This window comes from Planktomarina temperata RCA23, assembly GCF_000738435.1.
Taxonomy (GTDB): Bacteria; Pseudomonadota; Alphaproteobacteria; order Rhodobacterales; family Rhodobacteraceae; genus Planktomarina; species Planktomarina temperata.
Window position 1 is genome coordinate 871115 of the sequence record NZ_CP003984.1, and the last position, 18620, is coordinate 889734.

The 18620-nt window shown below is 52.9% G+C and carries 15 protein-coding genes; 1 reads left to right on the forward strand and 14 read right to left on the reverse strand.

All coding sequences use genetic code 11. From position 1 onward, the window contains the following. Positions 1-11: 11 nt before the first annotated feature. The 7 genes from RCA23_RS04185 to RCA23_RS04215 form a co-directional block, all read right to left on the reverse strand. Positions 12-860 (reverse strand): EamA family transporter, encoded by an 849-nt coding sequence (locus RCA23_RS04185; RefSeq protein WP_044051275.1) that lies wholly within the window; start codon positions 858-860, stop codon positions 12-14. Between the two features lie 726 nt (positions 861-1586). Then, on the reverse strand, positions 1587-3128 hold the full coding sequence (locus RCA23_RS04190; RefSeq protein WP_044049228.1) for an FAD-dependent monooxygenase: 1542 nt from the start codon (positions 3126-3128) through the stop codon (positions 1587-1589). Positions 3129-3133: 5 nt separating this feature from the next. After that, entirely contained in the window at positions 3134-4558 is a 1425-nt protein-coding gene (locus tag RCA23_RS04195) for an aldehyde dehydrogenase family protein (protein WP_044049229.1), read from the reverse strand. Further along, on the reverse strand, positions 4555-5571 hold the full coding sequence (locus RCA23_RS04200; protein ID WP_044049230.1) for an amidohydrolase family protein: 1017 nt from the start codon (positions 5569-5571) through the stop codon (positions 4555-4557). The genes RCA23_RS04195 and RCA23_RS04200 overlap by 4 nt, the downstream gene beginning before the upstream one ends. After that, positions 5568-6356, reverse strand: coding sequence for an IclR family transcriptional regulator (locus tag RCA23_RS04205; protein ID WP_052377030.1), 789 nt, complete (start codon positions 6354-6356; stop codon positions 5568-5570). The genes RCA23_RS04200 and RCA23_RS04205 overlap by 4 nt, the downstream gene beginning before the upstream one ends. Further along, the gene (locus tag RCA23_RS04210) at positions 6353-8287 is read right to left on the reverse strand and encodes a TRAP transporter permease (protein ID WP_044049231.1); all 1935 of its coding nucleotides are present in this window, start codon (positions 8285-8287) and stop codon (positions 6353-6355) included. Before RCA23_RS04210 ends, RCA23_RS04205 begins: the two co-directional genes overlap by 4 nt. A 6-nt stretch (positions 8288-8293) precedes the next feature. After that, a complete protein-coding gene (locus tag RCA23_RS04215) occupies positions 8294-9244 on the reverse strand; it encodes a TAXI family TRAP transporter solute-binding subunit (RefSeq protein WP_052377031.1) in 951 nt (316 codons plus the stop codon). A gap of 137 nt (positions 9245-9381) precedes the next feature. Between RCA23_RS04215 and RCA23_RS04220 the strand changes: the two genes are divergently transcribed. Continuing rightward, the gene (locus tag RCA23_RS04220; protein ID WP_044049232.1) at positions 9382-11076 is read left to right on the forward strand and encodes a thiamine pyrophosphate-requiring protein; all 1695 of its coding nucleotides are present in this window, start codon (positions 9382-9384) and stop codon (positions 11074-11076) included. 74 nt (positions 11077-11150) lie between these two features. Here the strand turns inward: RCA23_RS04220 and RCA23_RS04225 are convergent, their stop codons facing one another. Genes RCA23_RS04225 through RCA23_RS04255 form a run of 7 tightly spaced genes read right to left on the reverse strand, consistent with a single transcriptional unit; the run spans position 11151 to position 18618 of the window. Further along, entirely contained in the window at positions 11151-12674 is a 1524-nt protein-coding gene (locus RCA23_RS04225) for a flotillin family protein (RefSeq protein WP_044049233.1), read from the reverse strand. Between the two features lie 11 nt (positions 12675-12685). Then, positions 12686-13474, reverse strand: a complete 789-nt coding sequence (locus RCA23_RS04230) for a coniferyl-alcohol dehydrogenase (protein WP_044049234.1) — start codon at positions 13472-13474, stop codon at positions 12686-12688. A gap of 2 nt (positions 13475-13476) precedes the next feature. Continuing rightward, positions 13477-14952: an aldehyde dehydrogenase family protein gene (locus RCA23_RS04235; protein ID WP_052377032.1), complete on the reverse strand. Its 1476-nt coding sequence runs from the start codon at positions 14950-14952 to the stop codon at positions 13477-13479. A 1-nt stretch (position 14953) separates the two neighbouring features. Next, positions 14954-16087: an ABC transporter ATP-binding protein gene (locus RCA23_RS04240; protein ID WP_044049235.1), complete on the reverse strand. Its 1134-nt coding sequence runs from the start codon at positions 16085-16087 to the stop codon at positions 14954-14956. Next, positions 16080-16820 carry an ATP-binding cassette domain-containing protein gene (locus tag RCA23_RS04245; RefSeq protein ID WP_044049236.1) on the reverse strand — a complete coding sequence of 247 codons (741 nt, stop codon included), beginning with the start codon at positions 16818-16820 and terminating at the stop codon, positions 16080-16082. The genes RCA23_RS04240 and RCA23_RS04245 overlap by 8 nt, the downstream gene beginning before the upstream one ends. Then, entirely contained in the window at positions 16817-17749 is a 933-nt protein-coding gene (locus RCA23_RS04250) for a branched-chain amino acid ABC transporter permease (RefSeq protein WP_044049237.1), read from the reverse strand. Before RCA23_RS04250 ends, RCA23_RS04245 begins: the two co-directional genes overlap by 4 nt. Continuing rightward, on the reverse strand, positions 17746-18618 hold the full coding sequence (locus RCA23_RS04255; protein WP_044049238.1) for a branched-chain amino acid ABC transporter permease: 873 nt from the start codon (positions 18616-18618) through the stop codon (positions 17746-17748). The genes RCA23_RS04250 and RCA23_RS04255 overlap by 4 nt, the downstream gene beginning before the upstream one ends. Positions 18619-18620 lie beyond the last annotated feature (2 nt).

Genomic DNA, 18620 nt, shown 5'->3' on the forward strand with positions numbered 1-18620 from the left:
GAGGAAAGAAGTCAGCGTTGATTTTTCTTACTCCATTCTCGCAACGCCACATAAATTCCGGTTGCAAAAATTATTGCTGAACCAAACCAGGTCCATTGATCTGGGAACTGACCAAACACCATCCAACCGTATGCGGTGCCCCAAATTAATAAAGTGTAGTGGATCGGTGCTAGAACTACAGTTTGTGTTAGCTCGAGGGCTTTAATAACCAATATTTCAGCTAAGGCTGCCAGTGTCGCCAACGCTCCAATCAATATAAATTCGTTACTTCCAACCGGTGTGCGCCACACTAGTGGAAGTGGAATGGATAAAAGAAAGCTCGCGGTCAGCCCTGTATACGCAACCGTTGTAATTGTGAGATCGGAACTGCTCAAAATTCGCGATACTATTTGGCGAAATGCATAAGCAAGCGCTGCGATCACAACCAAAAGTACTGCTGGTTGAAATGAACTAAAACCAGGTCTGATAATTATCAAACACGCAATAAAGCCGATGGCGATTGCAGTCCATCTTCGAACACCTACGCTTTCTCTCAGAACCAGTGCACCCAAAATTGTAACAAAAAAGGGTGCTACAAAGCTTACTGCTACAGCATCAGCAATAGGCACTACTGATATTGCAAATATAAACATTAGGGCTGAAGCTGCTGCTAAACAGCCTCGCAAAACCTGTAGATAAAAGTGATCGGTTTGTAGTATGACTGTCCCTTTAATTACTAACAACACTACAATTCCCATAAACAGGCCTAATTGCCTTGACCATGCGACTTGGAGAGGGTGAAAACTTTCAGTAAGAACTTTGGCCATGGTATCCACAGCAGCAAACAAGAACATGCCTGCGGCAAAATACAAAATCCCCATAAAGCTTTTTTGGGGCAATTTTCTAATTTTCGAAGTGAATATTAGCATTATATACCGTCCGGTCATGCAGTGTAAGATGATTAACTTGCTGCGACTATAGAAACCTTTTCTGGGTCTGCTTTGCGTTTGGTGAATTCAAAATTGTAAACATCGATGCCAATATCACTGTCACAAGCAAGGTGGTAAAAAAGAAAACTATGCAAGTGGAAATTTGTGACAAAGAGATTTGAGGGTACTGTCAGAGTAAACTTGCTTGAAGCGGGCAGGGCGACTTTATGGGTACTTATCGCGACATGTTCTGCTGGACGCCATACAGATTTTGAGGTATATTGTGAGTGTTGAACACGGAGAGTATGCAATATGTGAGTTAGAGTTTAGCGCATTTATTAGCACATCATAATAATTGTGTTGTAAATATATGTTTTTAATCTTTTAAATTATACTGTATTCGATCATAATCCGCGTGCCCGGGGTTCAAGTCCCTGTGCCGCTACCAAACTTTCAATGCAATCAGTGATGTTGTCAGAATTCCGCGGGCAACACCCTATTAAAGACGTCTGCATAACGCCATTTCAACATGAAATGAGGGCTGCGCCTGCCGGGCGCAGGCAGGCGCAGCCCGGTGTTGCCACTGGGCATAATGTTTTGGCGTGGCAGCTGGGTTATGTTGAGGTCTTTATTAAGAAATGGTACATAAATTGGAGGTTGGGCAAGCTTTCCCTTTGCCTAATTCGCACCAATAGCTCGCTTGAGTGCAAACGTCGGATCACAGCTGGATCCTGCCCAGGCAACGAATTGGTCTGGACGGACTAAGACCATTGGGCTTTGGTATCTATCCGCCGCCTCTTGTGACATTTCAAATACTTGCAACGGCACCCCAAGCGTTTCCGCCGCCGTGTCAAATCCCGCGCTGCCTATGGTCGTGAGCAAAGTAAAGCCAGAGCCAAAGGCGTCAAAAACTTGAGTTCCATCGGCCAATGTTGCCGGTGCCAAATGGTGACCAGCGCGTGCCGTGAATTGGTGGTTCCCGCGCGCAGAAGGGCGGCCGCTTCCGCCTATAATTGAAGATCCTTCATAGTTTGGTGCGAAGGCCATGACTTCGTCCGCACCTTGGTTGCGCCCCTGCCAAAGCTCGGCGAAATTGGGATCCGAAGGGCTGTGCGTCGCCAAGAAATCACGGTCTTCTGTGATAAAGCGCTCAATAAACTCGGCTGCGGTTGTTGCGAATACAGGCTGTCGTTCCCCCGAGTAGCTGTCCAGCAGGCCAGGGCCGCCCCAGCCTTGCAGGTTTGCGACAAGTTTCCAAGCCAAATTGCGTGCGTCCTCAAAGCCCAGGTTTATGCCATAGCCACCATAGGGGGGATGAGAATGAGCCGCGTCACCCGCTACGAAAACACGGTTTGCACGATAGGTGTCGGCAACGGTCACGCGCAGATCCCAAAAGCCAATGTAGCTAATGTCGAAGGAGAACTCTTGTCCAACCGCCTTAGTCAACATCCCGCTGAAATCGAAATTCTCCGCAGTTGTACCAAGCGGCACAGGAGCGTGAAAAAACCAACTCAACCCATGATCGACACGTCCAAAAAATTGCCAATAGCCTTCAAAGTCAGGGTGTAGGACGTTGTAGAAAGCCTTGCCGGGATAACGCTTGAGCAGTTGATCGAGTTCTTCTGATTGAAAAACTAAAAGTGACATCAGCTTGCCATGTTCGGTCGCGGTCTCCCTAATGCCGCTGCTTCTACGGACGATTGATTTGGCGCCATCGCACCCGACAAGATAGGCACCGCGCAGGGTCTTTTGAGCCTCACCGTGGCGTTCTGACACGCGCAATGAGACCCCGGTATCATCTTGTTTGAAGACATCGCCTTGCCAACCATAGAGCACGTCGATTCCGTCTATTTCGGCCGCGCGGTCGCGTAGAACTGCCTCCGTTTCATATTGCGGCAGACGCGCGTTCGCGCAGGCGTAGTAGTCTTTCACTTTTGAACGGTTTAGCCAATCATAGTGGTGGTCCGTCATAAGTGTGCCGTAACAGGTCATCCCACCAATACCACCGCCCTCCGGAATGGGATGCGCCGCGCGCAGCGCATCTTCGCAGTGCCAACTGCGAAAATGTTCCATTGTGCGCTGGGTCAGGTTCTGTCCCTTCGGCACAGGTTGGGGTGTGGGATATTTTTCGACCAAGGCCACGCGCAGGCCCCGTTGGCCTAGATCAATCGCGAGGCCGGTACCAACGGGACCGCCGCCATTTATTATCACGTCATACATGGGAGCTACACCTGTCCGGGTTCAAGATAGATATGTTTGGTTTCTAGGAAATCGTGCATGCCTTCAGGTCCGTGCAAACGTCCCAAACCCGACTGACCGTAGCCACCTGTTTCCGCTTCGGCAAAAAGTCGTAAATGCGAGTTGACCCATACTGTGCCCGATCTGATCGCGCGGCTAATCCTGAGCGCGCGGGCTCCATCCTTGGTGAAGACGGAAGCCGCCAAACCATAGGGCGTTGCATTGGCTTTGTGAATGGCTTCTGCCTCGTCTTCAAATGTTTCAAGCGACACGATTGGGCCGAAGAGTTCCTCCTGAACGAGGGAAGAGGTGACGTCCTCTATGCCAAAAAAGGTTGGCGTCAAAAACGCCCCGGCGCCGTCCCAACCGCCTTGCAGTATCATACGACCTTCGTCGCCAGCCTGCTCAATCAACCGCAAAATGCGCTGTTGGCTGGGAAGATCAATGAGAGAGCCCATTGTGCTGGCAGGATCACTGCCGCGCCCAACTCTTACAGCTCTATAGGCTGCGATCATGCGCTCTTCGAACCTCTTTGCAATGCTTGAGTGAACAAGGAAGCGCGCCGCGGCAACGCAGATTTGACCGGCCATATTCAGGGAGCCGTAGGTCAGCTCCGTCACGGCCTTGTCGATGTCGGCATCGTGAAAAATCAAGGCCGGTGCTTTGCCACCCAACTCCAAACCCACACGTTTAAGGGTGGTTGACGCCCCCGCCATGACGGCTTGACCTGTCCTGCTGGAGCCGGTGAAAGAGATCACATCAATCAATGGTGAGGCAACGATGGCCTGCCCGACTTCGATGCCATTCTCATTGACGGAATTGACCACACCACTTGGCAAAGATGGAGCACCCGTAATGCACTCCATCAGTTTTGCGTGCACCAGTGGCGTTTGCGTTGCAGGTTTTATCACACAGGTACAACCCGCCGCCAAAGCAGGCGCAAGGGAGCGCATGAGCAAGGTGACAGGCGCATTCCACGGCACAATAATGCCAGCGACACCAGCGGCTTCACGGTGAAACAACGACATCTGACCAGGCAAAACTTCCTGCATTGTGCCGCGAATGTTGCGCGCAAGACCTGCATAATAGCGCGTCTCAGAAATCGCGCCCATGGTTTCGCCCATGGCTTCGCTGCGCAGCTTGCCATTCTCTTGCACGACCAAATCCGCAATCGACTCTTTTGCGGCCTCAAGCTGATCTGCAATCTCGCTCAAAGCCTGGGCACGCAAGCGCGGATTGGCCGACCAGTTGAGCTCAATAAATGCCCTGCGCGCCACCTGCGCTGCGTGATCGACCAAGTTTCGAGATCCGAGATGATAAGTGCCAACCTCAGTTTGATCCGCCGGGTCAACACTTTGTTCAACCGCGCCCTCATAGATTGGCGCGCCTGCGATATGGTGCCCAGCAATCATAGCTTGAGGCCCAAAAGCGCGACTGCGTTGTCCTGATAGATTTTCTGCCGCGCCGCATCTGATATATCCATGCGATCAATAACGGCCATTGTGTCGCGGATATACATCGGCCCACCCTCAGGATCAAAAGGCGCGTCGGAGGCGAACATGACACGATCCTCGCTAAAGAATTCAATCGCATGCTCAATCGCCTTTTGCGAGCCAAAGCTTGCGGTGTCGGCGTAGAATTCCTTGAAATACTCCAAATGGGGGCGTTTCAAGGCTTTGAGAACCTTCTGTAAATCCTTGGCTGTCGTGCGCGCGCCCATCTGATCCCAACCAGCGCCCACACGACCTTCAAAGAAGGGGATCATGCCGCCAGCGTGATGGGTAATAATTTTTAGATTGGGATGACGATCAAAGGTGCCGGAAAACACAAGCCGTGCCATCGCAGCTGAGGTTTCATAGGGCCAGCCGAAAGTCCACCAAATCTCATATTCCGACTGCTCTTCAGTCAAATAATCGGTGAAATTCGCACCCCGCGACGGATGCATCCAGATTGGCTTTCCAGTGCTGGCCATATACTCAAAAAATGGGTCAAATTCGGGCAAATCAAGCGGCTTGCCCATTACATTGGTAAAAATCTGCATGCCAACTGCGCCAAGATCTTCAATATTGCGGCGCGCGTCCTCAACCATTTTCTCGGGATTTGACATGATTGCGGTGCCAATAAAGCCGGGGAAGCGATCGGGATATTGCTGGCAAAGTTCAGCCATACTATCGGAGGCAATTGTCGCTAAATCGAGTGACTTTGCGGGATCTGCATATAATTCAAAGGGCGGCGACGCGAGCGATAAGATCTGGCAGTAATCTGGCCCGAACATATCCATAACTTCGAAACGGCGATCTAAATTGGTCATCATAGGCACTGCTTCAGACCGGCGTGTGATATCCGTTGTGTGGCCCAAATGATCAATCAGCGCGTTATGAAAAGGCTTTGGCCAAATATGGGTAAAGACGTCTATTTTTTTCATCTGGTTTCCATTCTATTTTCTTGAGCGCTGTGCTTGGTGTTGTCGGTGTCAATCAATTTCGCAGAGATACCTTGCGCCAGATCACGCACGCGGCTTGCAAGGTAAGTGGTTTGTTTTGGTGTGACTTCTGTCTCGGCGACCGTCATGCAAAGCGCAGCCGCCGGTGCGGAGCCTGCATCCAGAATGGGCGCTGCAATACCAACCACGCCGGGCGTTAATTCACCATAAGCAATCGCAACTCCTTCTTTGCGCACGCGGCGCAGGGTTGCGTGGATTTGATCAACAGTTTCACCGGCTCCCATTCGGGCAAATTCAGCCAGATTAGATCCCCCGATCTCCTCCTGCTCGCGTTTTGACAGCCAAGCCAAGATTGCCCGCGAGATCGCGCCGCGCGCTAAAGGCATCGGGCGTCCGCGCGGATAGCTTGTAACGGGTGCGCGCGCAGAAACGAGGGAGGAAACGCAAAGAATTTTGCGCCTGTACCAACGCACGAGAAAAGCGGAACATTGGGATTGCGCGGTGAGCTCCTCCAAAGCGCTTTGCCCGTGCGCGATCAATGGATCGGCCTTGCGCATCAAATAATCAAGTTCCGTCACGCGCGGCCCCAAGGAAAACGCTGACCCTGAAACCGATGTCACTAAGCCGGTTTCACGCAGGGATTTAAGATAGCGATATAGCGTCGGCCGCGTGAAGCCAGTTTCTTTCATCATTTGCTCTGCGGTCCACTCAGGCCGTTCTTCAGAAAATAGCCCAAGCACGCCAAGCAATTTGTCCGCAGAATTCATGTTAGCCTCTCTTGCCGGCGGCGATAGACATCGTAAAGCATCAAAGCAAGGCCAAGCACGACGCCAAGTGCATCGGTGTAACCAGCCCCTGAAAAAGCATCTGACGGAATGAGCGCCAGAACGCCTGTGGCGCCAAACAAAATGCGCATGGAGGCGGAGAGCGGGCCGCTAAAATATCCCGCCAGCGCCGCCGAAATCAACCAAACCCCGAGACCCGCAGTCAAAATTGCAACCCCGATGGCCAAAGGGGTTCCGATCATGATCAAGGCAGGCGAGAATACGAAGAGAACCGGTATGACATATGCCAACCATCCAAAGCGCATAGCAGCCCAACCTGTTGCCATTGAAGGTGCCCTCGCGATTGAGGCCGCGGCAAAGGCTGCGAGTGCAATGGGTGGGGTAATCATTGACATCATACCGAAATAGAGCACGTAAAGATGTGCCGCAATGGGCTCGACCCCAAGCTGAATGAGCGCAGGCGCGACCAAAGCTGCAAGCAAGACATAGACCCCGAGCGTCGGCAGTCCCATGCCCAAGACGATGCACACGATTGCCGATAATGCCAGCAGTGCAATCAAGGATGATCCTCCGACCTGCACCAAAAGATAGGTCAGGTTGAAGCTGAGCCCGGTGATGTTCAAAACGCCGATGACAAAGCCGCTTGCGGCAGAAATAAGCAAAATTTCGACAACCGAATGGCCTGTCTTGGAAAAGGCGTTGAACACAGCCCGGATGCTTGGTCTCACACCGCCATAACCAATCATTAAGGATGTGATTGTCAGCGCAAGCGCGGCCCAAAGCGCCGCGCGCTCAGGTTGATATCGTTGCCAAAATAACAGGTAAATCAGCACTGCAAAAGCAAAGGCGAAATGCAGACCCGTCAATACTTTTCGCCCTGAAGGGATTTGATCCTTTGACACGGGGCGAATGCCAAGTTTGGCGGCTTCAAGATCCGCTTGAATGAACAACGAAACGTAATAGAGGAGCGCTGGGATAAGCGCTGCTGACACGATTGCAGAATATGGAACTGCCAGAAATTCAGCCATTAAGAAGGCCGCAGCCCCCATGACAGGCGGCATCAATTGCCCGCCCGTGGAGGCGACCGCTTCAATCGCGCCGGCCTTATGCGCGGGATAACCATCGTTCTTGATCATCGGGATCGTCACAACGCCTGTGCCCACAACATTTGCCACGGCAGAGCCTGAGATGGAACCGAACAAGCCAGAGGCGAGCACTGAGATTTTCATTGATCCACCACGATATCGCCCCATCCCAATCATCGCAGCATCTGTGAAAAAAGTAGTCCCGCCTGTGACGCCAAGCAAAACACCAAAGAAGATAAAGGCGACCACGATGGTTGTGGCGACAGACATGGGCAAGCCAAGGATGCCGTTTGAGTCTACAGCCATATAGCCTGCAAGCAATTGCCAGTTCTGTGCGCGGCCCTGAAGTCTTCCGGGGAAGAGATCGCCAAATAAAGCGTAAAACAGGAAAGCCATAATGATGATGACTAAAGCCCATCCACAGGCGCGCCGCAGGGCTTCGAGCGTCAATAGAACAATGAGCACGCTGGGGATCCAAAGCTCTGGTGGGCGTGAGAAAATCATCAACACCAGGTCAGGATAACGCACTGCAATATATCCAACGGCAATCAAGCTGATCAAAGCCAGTACCACATCGTACCAGGGCGCCTTTGGGCGGTTTATGCCACGTCTGAACGGCAGCGTCAAAAACGCCAATGCCAAAGTCAAAGCCAACATCGCCGCAAAGAATTGCTGAGGATAAAGATCAAGACCGATTTGGCGCTGGAACGACATCGCCCAGCCTATGGCCATCAAGGTCAGCAGAGCCGCCAGCGCATTGCTGAGCGTGCTCCACCCCCCAGGCAAGAGGCCGCGAACGCCCTCTTGAATTTGCGCGGTGTCTTTCATCGACGTTTATTTCAACCCGACTTCTTCATAAAAACGGATCGCACCGGGATGGAATTCTGAAATGCCGATGTCTCCGCGCATGTCAGCCGGTTTGAACGCGCGCATAGGTGGGAATGTTTCACCCATGACTTTGCCCTGCTCATACATCGCTTTGGCCATTTGGTAGACCGCCTCATCTGAAGCACCTGCATGCGTAAAGACAACTTGCGGGAAAGCGATGTAAGTATCATCTTCCAGAACCCCTGGCATTGCGCCCGCTTTGAGCTCTTTGAAGAAGGCCGTTGGCCAATGCGCACGCGCCGCCGCAAGGGCCGCATCGCTGGTGTCATCTACGCCTAAAGCACGCAAACCACCCACGGCGGCATCTGCTTCACGCACCTTGCCAGCGCCATGCGCAAAGATGAACCCGACCGTATCGCCCGCCATAAAGGCATTTGCGCCCGCAACCACAGAGGCCACCGAAACCTGTTCAACATCATCGCGTGTCATGCCTGCTGTGGCATAAAATGCAGAGAGCTGAGGCAAAATCGTATTCTGCGCGGTATATCCATCGGTCATGGCTTTACCGCGTAAATCGCCAACTGTCATGATATCGCTGTCTTTGCGCACAAAGATGGCCTCGACCAAAGGTTGCAACTGACCAACGACGCGGATGTTTTCATTCTTATTACCGTTCCACCAGGCCTCGCCCGTGATCGAATAATTCACCTCTTGCAGGTTCGCCACGCCGAATTCGATGCCACCGTCATTGACGAAGGGAATGAACTGGTTTGGGCTTGTTGCGGGTTGAATCGTCGTGTTGAGACCGTTTGCATTCGCCGCATTCGCGACCGCGGTTCCTATATTATGGAACAGAGATCCCGGATTGGACGTCGCAATTCCAACGTTCTGCGCAGATGCGGTGCTCCCCACGAGCGCGGCCACACTAAAGGCGGCGGCTGTACATAAAAATTTCATTAGTAATCCTCCCAGATTGTCTTCGGTTTGCCGAAGTAAACTCTTAAAATCCCACAATGTGAGATTATCCACCAAATTACTTGAATTTTGCGATCCGACAAGGCCTAATAAACTTATTCAGGCGCAAGGGATAAGAGATGGACCATAGTCACGAACAAACGGGCGCGGAGTCTTTGCTGGAGGGGCTGTCGCAATCTGGCATTCAATATATGTTCGCAAATGCCGGTACGGATTTTCCGCCGATCATCGAAGCTCTCGCGCGGCGTGATCCATCTGCGGCGCCTGTTGCATTGACGATACCGCATGAAACCGCCGCCGTCGCAATGGCTCACGGCGCTTACTTGGTCACAGGTCGCGCCCAGGCGGTGATGGTGCATGTGAATGTGGGGCTCGCCAATTCCGTGATGGGTGTGATCAACGCGGCGTCTGACAATATCCCGATGTTGGTCATGTCAGGTCGCACACCGATTTCAGAGCGCGGCCGCAAGGGCGCGCGAATGACGCCGATCCAATATGGTCAAGAGATGTTTGACCAGACGTCTCTCGTTCGGGATTTGGTGAAATATAGTTACGAAATGCGCTATCCTGAGCAGGGAAAACAACTTGTTATGCGAGCCATGTCATTGGCAACCTCTGAGCCTCAAGGCCCCGTTTACCTCTCACTCCCGAAAGAACCTTTGTCCGAAATAGTGCCAGAAATCACGCAAACGCATCATCCGATGCCACCCTCTGCGACCAAGATCTTGCCCGATCCAGAGGCCATCATCAAACTTGCGCGTCTTCTTGAAACGGCCTCGAACCCCGTGATCATTTGCCAGCGCGGTGACACTGAAGGGCGTCTTTCGAGGGCGCTTTCAACCCTTGCAGCGAAACATGGGATTGCGGTGTTTGAACCTTTTTTGCTGCGCAATGTCCTGCCGTCAAACGATCCGGCTTTGCAGGGCTATCATGCCAGCGGGCCAAGTGATGCCGACCTTATTATCGTCCTTGATAGTGATACACCATGGATTGAGGCAACCAATGCCCCAGGTCCAGAAACCATTGTCGTACACATTGGCCCGGATCCTCATTTCGCGCGTATGCCAGTGCGTGGATTTAGGACCGATCTTGCCATTTCGTCAGATTCTGTCGAGGCGATTCTCGCAGTTGACCGCGCGGCGCGGGCACCGTCGGCAGCCGGACAGCGCAGCAAAGCTCTTGCGCAATCGGCAACGCAGAGGCGGGACGCGGCCCAAGTCAAAGCCAAGGCAGGCGATACAAATCCAATGAGCGCTGAATGGATCAGCCACTGCGTGTCTGAGATAATGGACGAGGAGGCCGTTGCATTTTCTGAATTGGGCCTATTGCCCGCATATATGACACTGAAGGGGCCGAACAGGCTGTTCAATAACGTCCACGCAGGAGGGCTGGGCTGGGCGATGCCTGCCGCGCTTGGCGCGCAATTGATGCGACCGGACCGGCTGACAATCGCATGTATGGGTGATGGCAGTTATATGTTCGCCAATCCCGTGGCTTGCCACCAAATCGCAGAGGCTTTGCGCCTGCCCATTCTCACGATCATCAAGAATAATGCAATGTGGAATGCTGTGCGCCGGTCTGTGGTGAATGGCTATCCTGACGGTTCGGCTGCGATGTCAAACACCGTTCCTTTGACTTCGCTTGAACCGCTTCCAGACTTCGCTGCCATCGCGCGCGCGTCACGGGCGCATGCCGAACGGATCGAAGATGGGCGCGAGCTGCCGGCGGCGCTCCAACGTGCAGTTGGCATCATAAGAACCGAAAAGCGCCAGGTACTGCTTGATCTACGCTGTGCCGTCTCAGACATGCATTAACCACATTGCAGGAGGATGCCAGCCTGTGTGGGGGTGCTGCGGCCGTGTGAGCTGCCTGGGCCTTTGGTTTTGTCCTAGTCTTTTGGCTTCTTGCTGAAATCTGCGACTTCGTCAAAAGAGACCCCCATCTGATCCCCAATTTTCTTGAGCAGAGGCAATTGGACGGCCATATCCATGATGGAGTCCATCGCCAGCCCGACCGGATCACTTTTTCCACCAGAGCTCACCCCATGACCCATGCCAGAGATATGATTCACGTTGATAGACTTTATCTTCTCTGCTGGCTTCACCATTTCAGTGATGATTTTGGGCATGGCGTTGAGCCGGCTTTTCTCCAGCTCCATCGCGATCATATTGTCAGACCGGGCATTTTCTGCCTCAATATGCGCGCGATTGGCTTCCGATTGGGCAATCTGTGCGGCTTTTTCTGCGGCCGCCAACTCGCGAATGGCCGCCGCTTTATCTTTTGCTGTGGATTTCTCATTTTCCGCGGCAATCGATGCGCGCAGCGCCGTATTTGCGGCTTCAGATTGTGCCGATAGTTTCGCCAATTCAGCCCGGCGATTGGCCTCGGCGATGGCGCGGGTTGTGCCAATCGTTTCATGGGCTTTGACCGCCTCTGCACGGGCGAGATCCGCCGAGGCCTGCGCTTTGCTTTCTTCAGTGCTTTTGGCAGAAACGGCGATTTTACTCTCTTGCTCGGCGATCAGGATATCGCGTTCCCGTTCGACCTCAGCTTTTTGAATGAATGTCTCCATTTGGATTTTTGCTTCACTTGAGGCCCGCTCACTTTCGGCCTTTTGCCGTGCGATTTCAGAAATTTGTGCCGCAGCGAGGGTTTCAATCTCTTGTTGTTGCGCGATTTGCGCCCGGCGTTCTTCGAGATCAATCTCCAGGCTCTTGCGTGAGGCTTCCATCGCTGCACGGCGAACAGAGACTTCGCTATCGGCATGGATTTCGGCGCGTTCTTTCTTCGATTTGGCAATCACCTCAGCAAGTTTGCGCATGCCTACGGCGTTGAAAGCATTATTTTCATCAAGCGCGGAGAAGGGAGTTTGATCCAGGCCAGTTAGGGACACACTGTCCAATTGCAACCCGTAACGCGCCAAAGTGTCTTTCAACCCGTCGCGCACATCGGCCACAAATTGGGCGCGATTTTCGTGCAATTCATCCATGGTCATTCGCGCTGCGACAGAGCGGAGCGCGTCAACCATCATGCCATCAATCAGATTGCGAAGCTCATCGCGTTGGAATGTGCGTTTTCCTAAGGTTTGCGCGGCGCGTGTGATCGCATCGGCATTGGGGGATACGGACACATAAAACTCCGCGCCGACATCGACCCGCAAACGATCTTGCGTAATCAATGAGGCCTCCCCATGACGGCTGACGTCCAGGCGCAGGGTTTGCATATTGATGCGGCTGATTTCGTGAAAATAGGGGATTGCAATGACCCCGCCATCAATCACAACGCGCCGACCACCGATCCCGGTTCGCAGGAGGGCCACTTCATTTGTGGCACGGTCATACCACCATGCTGCAAGGGCAATGAAAACGGCCACACAGATGACCACGAGAATTATCCAGCCTAAGAAACTCATATTCTCTCTCCTTATAAACTATGCTTATTGCACAGAATGTTTGACGCCATGCCGCCGTCTGTCGGGATATTTGTCCCGCGAATCCAGCTGGTCATGTCACTTAACAAAAACATAATCACGGGCGCGATGTCTTCCGCGCGGCCCGGGCGGTCCATGATCCGACGATCCTCCTCCGCCCGGGCTCCCAGGGTTTGGAGGAAATCATCAAGAATTGGAGTATCGACGGGGCCGGGGCTGACGCAATTCATGCGGATGCCCCTGTCTCGCCAGGTCCATCGGTTTTGCATGGTCCAAGCGATAAGCGCTTCTTTCGAAAAGAAATAGCTTCGCCCGCCGTCAGATGTGACGTTCCATTGCGCGATGAATGCGTCAAGATTGTAGAAATCTAAATGCTCGGCGGCTTTGATCGCATCGACAGAGTCGGGCCAGCCCATCCCGGCGAGTGAGGCGACATTCACAATGCTGGCACCCTCCGCGAGTTTTGGGATGAGCCCATAAGTTAAGCGTTTCAAACCAACGAGGTTCACCCGAAGCAGCAGGTCTGCAGTCTTGGTGGGAGGCAGGCCGGCATTATTGACCAACCCGTCAATCCTATCGGGTAAGACATCAATAAGCGCGTCGATTGCGCGGGGGTCGGACAGATCTGCGCGATAGAATTCTTCAACATGGTCGAAGTTTTTGGTCATATCTATCCCGAGCACCTCTGCCCCTTGCTCCGTTAAACGGCGCGCTGTCTCCCAACCAATGCCAGAAGAGGAGCCCGTGACGACAATGCGTTTTCCTTTGACTAAATCGCGCATGATTAAAACACAGGTGGGAAGGGTTTTTGACCACGGTCTAGGGTGATCCATCGCGTTTCAGAAAAGCTTTCTAACGACCATCGCCCGCCATAGCGGCCTAATCCGCTTGCCTTTGTGCCACCAAAGGGGGCGTGGGCTTCATCGTTGATCGGTGCGCAATTGACATGGCACATGCCCGTCTCGAGGCTCTGCGCCATGTCTATCGCGCGATGTTCATTTCTTGTGATGATCCCACAGGAGAGACCGTATTCGGTATCATTGTTCATCGCGATTGCCTCTGCATCTGTGTGAAAGCGGCTGACGATTGCAACGGGACCAAAGGTTTCATCCCGCCAAATATCCATGCTTGGATTTACATGAGTCAAAATTGTAGGTTCAACAAAGCGGCCATTCACAGTGCCACCCAGCGCAAGTTTCGCGCCTTTGGCCAGGGCATCTTGCAATTGAGATTTCACATGCTCTGCCTGACGATCATTGATCAAGGGTCCGATAACGTTCGATTTATCGGCAACATTGCCAGTTTTCAATTTGGCCGCGCGGGCCACAAACCCTTGCATAAAACTGTCATAGACGCTGTCTTGGACCAATATTTTTTCCACACTCATACACACCTGGCCCTGATGCATAAAGGCGCCAAAACTTGCAGCGGATGTCGCTCTGTCCATATCCGCATCATCCAAGACAATGAGGCTGTCTTTACCTCCGAGCTCGATGCAGGCTTTTTTCAAATGCGCGCCACATTTGGCGGCAATGCGCCTGCCAACGGCGGTTGAGCCTGTAAATGCCACACCCTTCACCGTCGGATTATCGACCATTTCATCGCCCACCGATGCCACGTTATCGCGTGAGCAGGTAATGACGTTGAACACTCCGGGGGGCAGTCCCACTTCTTCCATAACCTCAGCGAAGAAAATGCCGCCCATATAGGGTGTCTCTTCCGAAGGCTTGAGAACGATGGTATTGCCCATGGCCATTGCGAAAGAAAACGGACGTGCGGCCAAAATACCTGGAACATTCCAAGGACTTATGACACCGATGACCCCCATAGGGGTTCTGATTGCTTGGCTGACTTTACCGTTTAACGAAGGCAGGATCTCTCCAATTGGAGCATAGCACAAAGCGGCTGCGGCCTTGAATATCTCCGGCATGGCCTTGGTCTCATAAATGCCCTTGCCATACCAGCCGCCACCTTCAAATTGGGCGGCGTTGACAAATTGATCTGCCTTGCGTTCGATCGCCGCCGCGATTTTCAACATATATTCAGCGCGCTCTTGAAATTTCAGAGCTGACCATGCGGGGAAGGCTTGCTGGGCCGCGTCAATCGCCTGCTTGGTTTCCGTTACTGAGGCATTGGGCACCCGCGCCCAAACCTGACCGTCGGACGGATTGAGATCGTCAAAATGACCGCTCGTTTGTTGCCATTGCCCATTGATGAAGAGGCCTTTTATATTTTCGGCCGTGTGGGTGCTATCGAGCATGTTACTCCCTTTCAAATTGGCCCGATGGACGTCTGCGAAAGACTTCGACGTGCGGGCGTTTGTAAATTTCAACCACAGGCGGAGGTGGGCCGTCTTCGTGTGGCACGGGCTGTGGCGATGGAGAGGCGACGTAGGTCGGGCGCGAGGCCGGCCTCTGACGGCGAGCGGCGGCGGCGGCGGATTCTATATCTTTCAACACGGACTCCAGGCGCGATTGCGCCACCTTTTCTGCCTGCTTAACTCTGCTGCTTGACGGAGAGGTCAAGGCCCGCGTCGATGCTTCGCTGGCTGAAGAAATGAGATCCTCAATCGAGCCTCCAATCAGCTGTTCGGCGCTCCTGCGCGGCAAAGCCGGGCCTGGGGTAAAGCGCGGCTCCACAGGCTGCGTCTCAATCGTCTGAGGCGGCGGCTGATTGCGCGTAGTGTTGTTAGCCCCTAAAAATGCCTTTTGAACTGAGGGATCGGAGCGCAACTGCGCCGCGCTGTCTTCGCGTGTGATACGGGTGTTTTCCAGTAGATATCCGCGATCGGCGATGGCCAAACTTTGTTTGGCATTCTGTTCAACCAGCAAAACGCCAATGCCCAGATCTTTGACGACAGCAAGGTTTTGGAACAATTCCCGGCACAATAGCGGAGATAGGCCCAATGAGGGTTCATCCAGCATTAATATATCCGGCGCTGACATCATTGCACGGCCGATAGCCACCATCTGCTGTTCGCCACCAGACATGGTACGCGCGATTTGAGTTTGCCGTTCAATCAATTTGGGAAAGAGATTTAAGACACGCTCAAGATTTTGCCCCTCATCGGCGCGGGCGCGGGCGGAATAGGCGCCGAGTAGCAAATTTTCCTTGACCGTCAAATCGCCAAATATTGCCCGCCCTTCTGGCACCAGCGCCACGCCTTGCTCAACAATTTGATCTGAGTTGAGCGCGGTAAGCGATGCGCCATTCAGCATCACTTGGCCGGAAACTCGGCCTTCGCATATTCCGGCAATAGCTCTGAGCAGAGTTGATTTCCCGGCCCCATTGGCCCCCAAAATGACCACAATTTCACCGGGTCCAACGCTGAGTGACACTTCATTTAAAGCTGGATGTTGCCCATAGGCCGCGCTGAGCCCTCGCACGTCAAGCATTGTCATCTCCCAGATAGGCTTTAATGACTTCTTTATCGGACAGGACTTCTTCGGGTGTGCCTTCGGCTATTTTGGTCCCGGAAGACATGACCACACAACGGTCGCACAGCGATCTGATGGCATCCATTACGTGTTCGACCATCACGACAGTTCTCCCCTCATCACGCAAATCATGAATAAGTTGGATTCCAGTTTCCAATTCCGTTGGGTTGAGACCAGCGAGCCATTCATCCAAAAGGAGAACTTCGGGTTCCCCGGCCAATACGCGCGCCAGTTCAACACGCTTTTGATCAATATATGTGAGCGTAGAAATGGGCGCATGGCTTTGCCCCTCTAGGCCGACGCGCTCCAGCATCTCCAAGGCGAATTGATCTGCATCGCGACCCCAGCGGCGTTTATGCCCAAACACCGCCCCGGCTTTGACATTTTCTAAAACAGTAAGGCCCGGCAAAAGGCGTACCAGTTGAAAGGTGCGTCCGATCCCTTCACGGCAAATGTGTTGCGGTGGCAGATTAGAGATCTGGCGCCCGTGCAAAGAAATCCCCCCCTCGCTTGGGGTGTAGACGCCAGAAATCAAATTCATCATTGTGGTTTTGCCAGAGCCATTCGGGCCAATCACCCCAACCATCTCCTGCGCGGCTACATGAAAAGACATTTTCGAGACAGCCACCAGCCCATCGAAGCGTTTGGTCACGCCTTGCACAGAGAGCACAGATTGAGTCTTGTGTCTCATTTCAAAGTCCTCGACCAGATGCGCAATTGTTCAAGCCGTCCAACCACGCCATGGGGAAGGAAATACACAATCACCAAAAAGGCAATGCCCAGCACCAATATGGATTGGTTGGGAAAGTTCGTGTCGACCCAGTTCCAAATCAGCAAGAAGGGGATGACCCCGACAACTGGCCCCCAAAGCCGGCCTGCGCCGCCCAAAAGTGCCATGATCACCACAAAGAAGCTCAATTGTGGTGAGAAGACTTGGTTGGGCTCAATATAGCTCCAGCGTGGGGCAATGATGGCGCCGACAAGCGCAGCGAAAAATCCGGTCGTGGTGAATAGGATCACCTTGACCGTGGCTGTATCTATGCCGACATGCCGCGCCACAGTTTCATCACCGCCAATAATTCGAAGTGCAAAACCCAGCCGAGATCGGCTGATGATCCAGCCTAAAAGATAGACCGCCACGGCAACACCCAGCAGCATCCAATAGAGATGTTTGTCGGTGAAATCGGTAAAGACATAAAGACCCCGTGATCCCAGAAAGTTATTTTGGATCCAGGAGACCAAATTGCGGATCATTTCTGCCAAGCCCAAGGTGAAGATGACAAAGTAGACGCCGGAGAGGCGGAGCGTGGCGAGCCCAATCAACGCCGCTAAAACCGCCCCAACACAGGCCGAAAAAGCCGCCATGGACCAAAAACTGGCCTCATAGTCACTCATGCCTGAGCCCACCAAAAAACCGCCAATGCCGAAAAAAGCGGCTGTTGCGAGGCTGATGTAATGTGTTGGCCCGGAAAAGAGGACCCAGGATGTGGCCAGCGCGACATACATCATGACATCAACGCCAATGCCCAGCCAATAAATATCCACAACTAAGGGCCAAAGCGCTGCTAAAAACGCAAGGATTGCTGCAATGATCAATTCTTGAACAGTTGAGGCTTTCATGTGTTGCGCCTTCCAAACAGGCCCTGCGGGCGAAACAGTAAGATCAAAACGAAGATGAAGTAAGCAGCAGCCAAGGTCAGGCCAGGGTCGACCAATGTGGCCACGGTGGTTTCTACAATTCCGAGAATAATGGCCGCAATGATCGCACCGCGAATTTCGCCGACGCCGCCCATGATAACGATGATCAGCGCCTTAAGCGTGAACACCACACCGATGGATGCATCCAGCGTGATAAAGGTCGAAATCAGGGCGCCACCGACGGCCGTTATCGCTCCACCTATGGCGAAGGCGACGGCCGATAGTCTTGGCACATTGATGCCCACCAGTCCTGCCGCTTCGGTCGACACAGAGACGGCGCGAACCGCAACGCCGGAGCGTGTTTTATTGAGCCACAGATACAGCACAAGGGCGATCAATGTGGCGATTAAAAACGCCACCAATCGGCTCAATGAGGTTGTTGACCCGAGAATTTGGATGGGCTCGCTGAGATATTTATAGGCGAAAAAGCCACCCTCTATGGAAGTCATTATGCCAATCAAGATGAAGGACATGCCGAAGGTTGCCAGAATGCTATCCACTTCGAGCGCTCCCCTAGATTTGGAGCGGCGCACCAGGGGAGCCAATAAAAGGTTATAAATTAAAAGGTTCCCAATGAAACTGATGGGTATCACGATCAAAATCGTCAAAAGCGGGCTAATCTGGCTTGATGTGTAAAGCCAAAATGCGGCCAATGAGCCAAAGACCAAAACCTCGCCATTTGCGAGATTCATAATGCGCGCGACCCCATATTGTAGATTCAAACCCATAGCGACCAGCGCATAGGTGCCTGAAAGCAGGAGGCCCGAAATAATTATATCGATGATTTGCATGA